This is a genomic window from Blastococcus sp. MG754426 (assembly GCF_021699055.1).
In the GTDB taxonomy this organism is placed as follows: Bacteria; Actinomycetota; Actinomycetes; order Mycobacteriales; family Geodermatophilaceae; genus Blastococcus.
The window spans coordinates 1-8,375 of the sequence record NZ_SSXC01000118.1; the positions used below are offsets into that span (position 1 = coordinate 1).

General features: G+C 75.4%; 8 protein-coding genes. 5 read left to right on the plus strand and 3 right to left on the minus strand.

Features of this window, described 5'->3' with window-relative positions:
- Nucleotides 1-2,088, plus strand: a 2,088-nt coding sequence (locus tag E9549_RS21810) for a hypothetical protein (RefSeq protein WP_236828691.1), incomplete at its 5' end; no start/stop codon positions are given.
- A 101-nt stretch (nucleotides 2,089-2,189) separates the two neighbouring features.
- Nucleotides 2,190-2,408, plus strand: coding sequence for a hypothetical protein (locus E9549_RS21815; protein WP_236828692.1), 219 nt, complete (start codon nucleotides 2,190-2,192; stop codon nucleotides 2,406-2,408).
- A gap of 10 nt (nucleotides 2,409-2,418) precedes the next feature.
- On the opposite strand, the gene E9549_RS21820 is transcribed toward E9549_RS21815, so the two are convergent.
- Nucleotides 2,419-4,041: a multicopper oxidase family protein gene (locus E9549_RS21820; RefSeq protein WP_236828693.1), complete on the minus strand. Its 1,623-nt coding sequence runs from the start codon at nucleotides 4,039-4,041 to the stop codon at nucleotides 2,419-2,421.
- 207 nt (nucleotides 4,042-4,248) lie between these two features.
- Here E9549_RS21820 and E9549_RS21825 point away from each other — a divergent pair, with 207 nt between their 5' ends.
- Together E9549_RS21825 and E9549_RS21830 are read left to right on the plus strand one after the other, a co-directional pair.
- Complete coding sequence (locus E9549_RS21825; protein WP_236828694.1) at nucleotides 4,249-5,250, plus strand: SMP-30/gluconolactonase/LRE family protein; 1,002 nt, start codon at nucleotides 4,249-4,251, stop codon at nucleotides 5,248-5,250.
- 30 nt (nucleotides 5,251-5,280) lie between these two features.
- Nucleotides 5,281-6,492, plus strand: a complete 1,212-nt coding sequence (locus tag E9549_RS21830) for an MFS transporter (protein WP_236828695.1) — start codon at nucleotides 5,281-5,283, stop codon at nucleotides 6,490-6,492.
- On the opposite strand, the gene E9549_RS21835 is transcribed toward E9549_RS21830, so the two are convergent.
- Both E9549_RS21835 and E9549_RS21840 read right to left on the minus strand, forming a co-directional pair.
- Nucleotides 6,428-7,135, minus strand: a complete 708-nt coding sequence (locus tag E9549_RS21835; RefSeq protein ID WP_236828696.1) for a hypothetical protein — start codon at nucleotides 7,133-7,135, stop codon at nucleotides 6,428-6,430. The two genes, E9549_RS21830 and E9549_RS21835, sit on opposite strands and share 65 nt — an antisense overlap.
- A gap of 78 nt (nucleotides 7,136-7,213) precedes the next feature.
- Nucleotides 7,214-7,669, minus strand: coding sequence for a hypothetical protein (locus tag E9549_RS21840; protein WP_236828697.1), 456 nt, complete (start codon nucleotides 7,667-7,669; stop codon nucleotides 7,214-7,216).
- A 125-nt stretch (nucleotides 7,670-7,794) separates the two neighbouring features.
- Between E9549_RS21840 and E9549_RS21845 the strand changes: the two genes are divergently transcribed.
- Nucleotides 7,795-8,375 (plus strand): CYTH domain-containing protein (locus E9549_RS21845; protein ID WP_236828698.1); only part of this gene is annotated, 581 nt, incomplete at its 3' end.

Sequence of the window (8,375 nt, forward strand, 5' to 3'; positions counted from 1 at the left end):
CGGGTGCAGCAGCAGCTGCCCGGGGCCCAACCGGGCCGGCGCCGGCTGCCCGTCCCCCCCGCCCGCGCCTTCCGGGAGGTGCTGTACCGGCCGGAGGGATCGTTGGCCCGCTGGGTCGGCCGCCACTTCGCGGTGGTCGGCCGGCCGGGCGAACGCGTGCCCGCTGCGGTCGGGCACGGGGACCTGCTGCTCGACGTCGCCCTGGGCCGCCGGGGTCCCGGGTCGTGCACGGTGCTCGGTGACGGGCATCCGGCGCCGGCCCGGTTGGGCCCCGGGCAGCTGCTGCTGCACCCGCGCGGTGACGGCCGGTCGGACGAGCAGGTGGACGAGGAGACGCCGCCGGGGGCCGGGCTGTGGGTCCCGGGCGCCGAGCGGCTGCCCCACCCGAAGGCCGCCGGCCTGCCCTACGTGACCGGGGCCCCGTGGCGGTTCGTCTTCCACACCATCGAGGGCCGGCCGTCGGCGGCGGGCTTCCGGGCACTGGCGGGCCGGCACCGGGCACCGCCGCATCTCTGGGCGATGCCGTCGGAGGACCTGCTGCTCCAGGTGATCCCGCTGGACCGCGGCGCGTACGCCCTGGCCCACCCCTCCGGCACCCCGCACACCAACCGGATGCGGGCGGTCCAGGTGGAGTGCTGGGGCTACGCCCGCGAGATGGACGGCGCCTCCGCCGACCTCCTCGAGTGGTTGGCCACCCGCGTGCTGGCCCCGGTGGCCCGCCTCGTGCCGATCGACCTGACGAACGTGCGGGCCACCGGCGGCTCCGAGTGCTACGGGCGGCGCGCGTCGTGCCGCATGTCGGACGCGGAGTGGCAGGCGTTCACCGGGGTGTGCGGTCACCAGCACGTGCCGCACAACTCGCACTGGGACCCCGGCCGGCTCGACCTGCCCGGGATCGCCGCCCGCGCGGCCGTCGCCGTCCGGGGCCCGGCTCCGGCGCCCGGCGCGGCGCCGGAGCAGGCATGGGCCGAGCCCCAGCACGACGCCGAGGTGCACGCCGGGCTCGTGGACGGGGACGACGACCTGGGGGAGTCGAGCCGGCGCAGCGGTGCGGCCCGCCTCGAGTGGGTGGACCTCACGCAGATCCGGGGTGGCGACGGCCGGGAGCACCTCTACCACCTGGTGAGCGGTCCGGCCGGCGGAGGGCCGTCGAAGTTCCGGTTGAAGGTCACCAACACCAACTCGGTCCTCAACTTCCGCAACCCCTCCCTCAAGGTGCGGCTGCGGGCGCGGACCGGGCCGGAGCAGTACACGGTCGTGCCGCTCGAGGGCCAGGGTGACCAGCCGTGGAAGACCATCGCCAGCAGCGAGCTGGCGGACGAGACGTCGCGGGTCGTGGAGCTGTACCTCGACGGAGCCACCCGGTGGCGGGCCTACGACGCCGATGACCCGCTGCGCCGTCTGGACGTCGAGTACCACTGGTACGAGGGCGGGCTGGGCAGCTACTCGGCGCACTACGCGTCCACGAGCCTGGGCTTCTACCTCGTCGGGCCGGTCGAGCTGATGCTCCGCGGCAAGCGGCTGGTCGAGGAGCGGGCGCTGGACGACGCCTCCGTCCACGCCGAGTACTGGCGGCTGCTCTGGGCGAACTCGGACCCCCGGCCGGTGCAGTACAGCCTGAGCATGCAGGCGTCGGTGTCCGACGCGCGGACCGGCCAGGTCTCGGTCACCTCCAGCACGACGTTGACCCGGGGTACCGAGCGCAGCGAGCAGGTGACGAGCACCTCGGAGCTCTCCGTCGGGTTCGGCATCGAGAAGATGTTCACGCTCGGGCAGAAGCTCGGGACGTCGGTGACCAGCGGCATCCGCTGGAACGAGTCGGTGGCCCGGAGCTTCACCACGATGGCCTCGCGCTCGCGCACCTTCACGCAGGGGCACGCCGAGACCTTCCAGGTGTCCGGCCAGATCCCGGCGGCGCCGCGCGGCCGTCGGCAGTCGCTGTACGCCTACCCGGTCGTCGGCGTCTACGAGGTCCCGGTCGTGCTCTACGGCCGCCCGAACGAACTGGGGCAGGCGACGCAGCGGCGCACGGACCGGGTGCCGGTCGCGTGGCTGCGCGGCTGGGGCACGCGTGTGGTCCTCACCTGACGCTCGGGGGACGGTGGTGCCCGACGTCGGCGGGACGGGGGTGACCGGTGCATCCGCTCGGTGCAGAATCGGGCTCCGGTCACCTCCTCCCGGCTGGACCGATGTCCGTGACACCGCCGCCGCACGAACGCGAGATCCGCTCCGCCCGCTTCCCGCACGGGCTGCCCGACCGCTGCGACGACACCGTCCTCGAGGCGTTCGACCACGCCTGGCTGCTGCTGGAGCGGACCGCCACCGGCTACCGGCTCCTCGGGGTCGCCGAGGACTACGGGTCGGCGCGGGCGTGGCTGACGGCGGAGGACGAGAGGACGCAGCCCTGACGCGACGGGCTCAGGTGATCGGCGGGACGGGCGGTGCCGGCAGCGGCTTCGGCGGCGCGGTGGTGATCGGGTCGGGGCCGGCACCCTCACCGCCCACCCAGAACTGCGTCATCATGTCGTGGTCCTCGTGCGACACGTTGTGGCAGTGGATCATGTAGCGCCCGGAGCGGCGGATCTCGCTCTGGTCCGGGTTGGTGCCCAGGACCGAACCGAACTCGGCGATCACCCGGATCTCCTCGCCCTCGGCGAGGTAGACGGTCTCCTTGGCGCCGAGCTCCTGCGGCTCGGGGTCCTTGCCGTCCCGGTCGAGGATCTTGAAGTCGGTCAGGTGCATGTGCACCGGGTGGAACCAGCCGCCGGAGGTCGTGAACTTCCAGATCTCGACGTCACCGGGGGCGGGGTCGGCGATCGCCTTCCGGTAGCCGGAGCGGACGACGTCCTCCCAGGTGTGGTCGTTGATCACCCACAGGCCGTTCTGCCGGTGGAACTCCAGGTGCCGGGTGCGCACCGCCTCCTCCTCGCGCAGTGCCGTGACGGGGGAGCCGGGGTTGAGCACGGTCGGGAGCTCGTTGTTGGTCGGGTCGGTGACCACGCTGCCCACCTGGAACGCCATGACCTTGTCGGTGTCGTCGTAGTCGATGGAGTTGTCGACCCCGTCGTTGCGCATCTCGACCTGCTCGCCCGCGAACGGGGCGAAGTCGACGACGACGTCGTAGCGCTCGGCCATGCCGATCCGGAGCCGCTCCACCGGCTGGGCCTGCGGGACGAGCCCGCCCTCGGTGGCCACCACCACCATGACCGCGCCGCGGGTGAGCCGGAGGGTGAAGCCGCGGGCGATGCTCGCCGCGTGCAGCCGCAGGCGGTACTTCCGCGGCTCGACCTGCAGCACCGGCCAGGGGCGGCCGTTGACCAGGATGACGTCACCCATGACGCCGTTCTCGCCGTTGTCGTCGAACAGCAGCTCGCCGTTCGCGGCGAACGCCGCGTCGCTGATCATGACCGGCACGTCGTACCGGCCGCGGGGCAGCCCGAGGGCGTTCTCCCGGCCGTCGAGCACGTGGTACTGGCCGGCCAGGCCCATGTAGACGTTCTCCGCGGTGTGGTGGACGCCGTGGTCGTGGTACCAGAGCGTCCGCGCCGTCTCCGTGTTGTCGTAGAAGTAGTCCTTGTACTGGCCGGGCAGGCTGATGTCGCTGGCGTAACCGTCGAACTGGGGCAGCGACGCCCCGCTGTGCAGGTGGGTGGAGGTCCACGGCACGTAGCCCCGCGTCGGGTGCTTGGCGGGCAGTGCGTTGATCTGGCGGACGATGACCGGGCGGTTGCGCGGGACGCGGATCGTCGGCCCGGGGACCGTGCCGTTGTAGGCGAACACCGTGGTCGCGACGCCGGGCAGGATCTGCCGCCGCACCTGCTGCTGCGTCATCACGTAGACGTCGCGCCCGTCCATGCGGCCCACGGGGCGCAGCACCGGCGGCCGGCGGAAGGCGAGGGTGTAGGGCCGCGGGATCCGGTCCTTGTCGAGCTCGGAGGCCTCCTTGGCCCGCAGCGGGCCGGCCAGGGGGAAGGTGAGCGCCGCGGCGCTCAGGACGCCCATCTTCAGCGCGTCGCGACGGGTGATGCCGGGTGTTTCCATGCTGATCTCCGGGGTTTCGGTACCTGTGCTCTCCCCGTGGCACCACCCTGGTCGGCGCGGCGGCAGGTCCCACAGCCGCAGACGGGAGGGGCGGCCCCCCGCAATGTGGGGGCCGCCGTCCCCGGTGCCGCGTGCGCTGGCGCTCCCGGGCCGCCCGCGGCATCGTGTGGGACGCACGGGGTCCACGCCACTCCGCCTGGAGGCCGCATGCGCCCGACGCTCCGCCGCACCGCTGCGGTGGTCTTCCTCCTCCCGCCGCTCGTGCTCGCCCTCGCCGCACCCGTCGCCGCCGAGGACGGCGCACCCCGCGGCGGGCCGCCGGGCGCCTACCTGCTGTCCGGTGACCCCGGGGGCTCGCAGTTCGAGGGCATCGACGTCGTCGACAAGCGGCGCACCTTCTACGTCACGGAGACCACCGGCGGGGAGGTCCACCGCGGCCGGCTCGACCGCCCGGAGACCGAGGTGTGGCTGGACGAGGACGCCGCCCTGGCCGACGGCCGGCGCACCGCCGTGGGCATCGCCACCGACCGGCGCGAGCGGGTGTTCGTCGCCGGCGGGGACAACCGCACGCAGGAGGGCGCGCCGGCGGACGCCCCCGACCTCTGGGTCTACGACGACGACCGCCACCTGCTGGCGGCGCTGCGCATGCCCGTGGACGGCCCGCTGTTCCTCAACGACGTCGTCGTCGGCCCGGACGGCGCCGCCTACGTCACCGACTCGACGACCCCGCGCGTCTTCCGGGTCGCCCGCGAGCACGGGGGCTGGACGGCGACGCTGTGGTCGGACGCGACCGCCGCCATCCCGCAGGAGCCGGGCACGTTCGGGCTCAACGGCATCGAGGTGGCGCCCGACCGCCGGTCGCTGGTGGTGGCACACAGCGCGGCCGGCCAGTTGTGGCGCTTCGACCTGGCGACGGCGGCGCCGACCCTCGTCGACACCGCGGACGCCGACCTCGCCTCCGCCGACGGCCTCGTCGTCGAGGGGCGCACGCTCGTCGCCGTCCGCAACTTCCCGCGCCTGCTCACCTACCTGCGGCTGGACCGCCACGCCACCGCGGCGCAGGTCGTCACCGAGGTGGCCACCGACCCCGAGCGGGTGCTGACCACCGCGGACGTCGCCCGGGGGAAGCTGCTCCTGGTGGACAGCCAGTTCGACGAGGAGCCGCCGTCGCAGGACTCGGAGGTGGTGGTCCTGCCCTTCCGGCCCTGAGGTCCCGGGCGTCTCGTATGGTCCGGGACCATGCGCCCCCCGGCAGCGGTCGACTCCACCCGCGGCTGGGGCGTGGTCGCCGCGGCGTTCGCCGGGATGTTCGTCACCTTCGGCATCGCCTACTCCTTCGGCGCCTTCCTGGCGCCCATGGCGGAGGAGTTCGGCTCCGGCCGCGGGGCGACGTCGGCGTTCTTCGCCCTGACCTCGCTCACCTACTTCGGCCTGGGCGCGCTCAGCGGTGTCGCGGTGGACCGCTACGGCCCGCGCCGGGTGCTGCTCGCCGGCGCCGTCGCCCTCGGCGCCGGGCTGACCGCGACGTCGCTGGCCGGGGAGCTGTGGATCGGCCTGGTCACCTACGGCCTGGGCGTGGGCATCGGGGTCGCCTGCGCCTACGTCCCGATGGTCGCGGTGGTCAGCGGGTGGTTCGAGCGGCGGCGCACCCTGGCGGTCGGGGTGTCGGTGACCGGCATCGGCCTGGGGACGCTCGCCGTGGCACCGCTCGCGGCCGCGCTGATCGGCGAGGTGGGGTGGCGCACCACCCACCTGGTGCTGGGGCTCGGCGGCGCGGTGGTGCTCGGGCTGTGCGCGCTGGTCGTGCAGCCCGCACCGGTGGCGTCCGGCCCGGCCGCGCTGACGCTGCGCGAGGCGGTGCGGAACCCGGACTACCGGCGGCTGTACCTGGCCTCGGGGCTCATGGCCGTGGCGCTCTTCGTCCCGTTCGTGCACCTGCCCGGCTACGCGGTGCAGCAGGGCGTCGACCGGGTCGCGGCGGCCGCCCTGGTCGGGGTGATCGGGCTGGCGAGCACCGCCGGCCGCTTGCTGCTGGGCGTGGTCGCCGCGCGGGTCGGCACGCTGCGCGCCTTCCAGGGGTGCTTCCTGACGATGGGGCTGAGCTTCGCGCTGTGGTGGCTGGGGAGCGGGTACGGCGTGCTGGTCGTCTTCGCCGTGGTGCTCGGCGTCGGCTACGGCGGGTTCGTCGCCATCGGGCCCGCGGTCGTGGCCGAGCGCTTCGGCACCACCCGGCTCGGCGGGCTGCTCGGGGTGCTCTACACGAGCGCCGGCATCGGCAGCGCCGTCGGGGCCCCGGTCGCCGGCGCGGCCGTCGACGCCTCGGGCTCCTACCTCCCGGCGATCGCCGGCTGCCTGGTGCTGGGGCTGGCCGCCTACCTGGCGGTGCTCACCGTCGGTCGGGGGTCTCCGGTGCCGGCGACGGCAGCCGGGGCGGGGCCGGCGGCGCAGTGAGCTCCTGGTAGGCGCTCGTGTGCGCGCGCAGGGCGGCGACCGCATCGGCGACGCCGGTGACCGGGCGCGCGGCCGAGACCGCACGCTCCGCCTCCAGCACCGCGTCGCAGACGTCGGCGACGGTCGCGAGGTAGTCGCGCGCCTCGGGCTCGACGTCGGACCGGTCGGCCGGGTCGGCGGCCAGCGCCCGCTGGCGCAGGCGCTGCTCCAGGCGGGTGCCCTCGGCCTCGAGGGAGGGCAGCAGCTCCGGGATCTCACCCAGGTGGGCGCCGGCAGCGCGGGCGGTGACCACGTGGTGGCGCAGCCGGTCCCGGGCACGGGCGACCTCGAGCTGCAGCTCCGCCGCGGTGCGCCGGGAGCCCGGCGGGAGGCGCCGCGCCGCCACCGCGGTCGCCCCCTGCAGTCCGAGCTCCCGCCCGCGCGAGGCGAGCTCCCGGCTCCGCGCCACCAGCGGGCTGCGCCGCACGCGCCGGAGCACCAGCCACCCGGCGAGCGCCGCCATCAGGAGGAGGACCAGCAGCGTGCCGCCGAGGACGGCGAGGACCGCCGGGTCCAGCGACGTCAGCCAGGACAGCTCGCCCCCGTCACCCAGCTCCCCCAGCTCCAGGGCGAGGGCGGGATCGGTCGGCGGCAGGGTGGTCATGGTGCTCCTCGGGCAGGGCGGGGTGCCGGTTGCCTGAGCAACGCGCCCGGGCCCCGCCGCGGTTCCCGGCCGGACCGGTCAGGGGTGCGCGTCACCCCCCGCCTGCGCGGCGAGGTGGGTGACCGGGATCCCGCAGGCCCTCCGGAGGCGGGCGGGCAGGTCGCGGCGGAGCCACTGGGACAGCCCGCGCGGCAGGGTCGACACGATGATCTCGTCTGCCGGGAAGTGCCCCAGCGCGGCGCGGACCGCCTGCAGCGGGTCCGGGTCGCCGACCTCGCCGTCCACCTCCGCGCCGAGCCCACGCAGCCGGTCCAGCGCCCGGTCGAGCCGCTGCCGGGCCAGCGCGAAGGCCCGGTCCTCCGCGGACGGTCCCGCGGCGGCGTAGGCGCCCGGGCCGTCGGACTCCTCGGGCACCGGGGTGGCCGGCGCGACGAGGAAGAACCGGTGCGGCCCGGCCGCGAGGCGCTCCTGCACGGTGCGGCCGAGCACCTCGGCCGAGAGGGTCTGGTTGGCGACGATCAGGCAGCGGCGCATGGTGGTCCTCCCGTCCGGTCGGTCCCGACGACGGCCAGTGTGTCCGGCACCACGTCGGAGGTCGACGCGAGGCGCTGCCCGGCGACGACCCGACATCCCCGGTCGGTGTGCGGTACACCTTCGGTATGCCCTCCGTTCAGCCAGGAGCCGGGACCGCGTTCGAGACGGACGACGCGGAGGAGCTGCCCCCGCTGCTCGAGCTGGTGCACGCCGGCGGCGCCGCCGACCCGGCGTCGGCGGTCACCGAGGGCGGGCCCGTGCGGCAGAAGCTCGTCGCGACGTACTTCGACACCCCCGACCTGCGCCTGACGGCGGCCGGCGTGACGGTGCGCCGCCGCCGGGGCGGGGACGATGCCGGGTGGCAGCTGCTGGGTGCGGCGCGCGGCGGGGCCCGGCCGGAGGTGACCCTGCCGCCGGGGCGCGGGACGCGCACCGTCCCCGCCCGGATCCGCGCGATGGTGCGGGTGCACGGCGGCGGGGCGGCGCTCGTCCCGGTCGCGGAGGTCACCACCGAGCGGAGCCTGCGCCGCCTGGTCGACGCCACCGGTGCGGTCCTCGCGGAGGTGGCCGACGACCGCGTCGCGGCGCGGCGGCTGCCGGTGGACGGACGCGAGGCGGACGACGCCGGAACGGCGTGGCGGGAGATCCGCCTCGTCGACGGCTCGGCCGAGGTGCTCGGGGAGATCGGGGCAGGGCTGGGGGAGCG

Bases quoted from the DNA above. Each gene is read 5' to 3' on its own strand.
- E9549_RS21830 (WP_236828695.1), top strand. From the start codon at position 5,281: ATGCGCCCCCCGGCAGCGGTCGACTCCACCCGCGGCTGGGGCGTGGTC.
- E9549_RS21840 (WP_236828697.1), bottom strand. From the start codon at position 7,669: ATGCGCCGCTGCCTGATCGTCGCCAACCAGACCCTCTCGGCCGAGGTG.
- E9549_RS21825 (WP_236828694.1), top strand. From the start codon at position 4,249: ATGCGCCCGACGCTCCGCCGCACCGCTGCGGTGGTCTTCCTCCTCCCG.
- E9549_RS21815 (WP_236828692.1), top strand. From the start codon at position 2,190: ATGTCCGTGACACCGCCGCCGCACGAACGCGAGATCCGCTCCGCCCGC.
- E9549_RS21820 (WP_236828693.1), bottom strand. From the start codon at position 4,041: ATGGAAACACCCGGCATCACCCGTCGCGACGCGCTGAAGATGGGCGTC.
- E9549_RS21835 (WP_236828696.1), bottom strand. From the start codon at position 7,135: ATGACCACCCTGCCGCCGACCGATCCCGCCCTCGCCCTGGAGCTGGGG.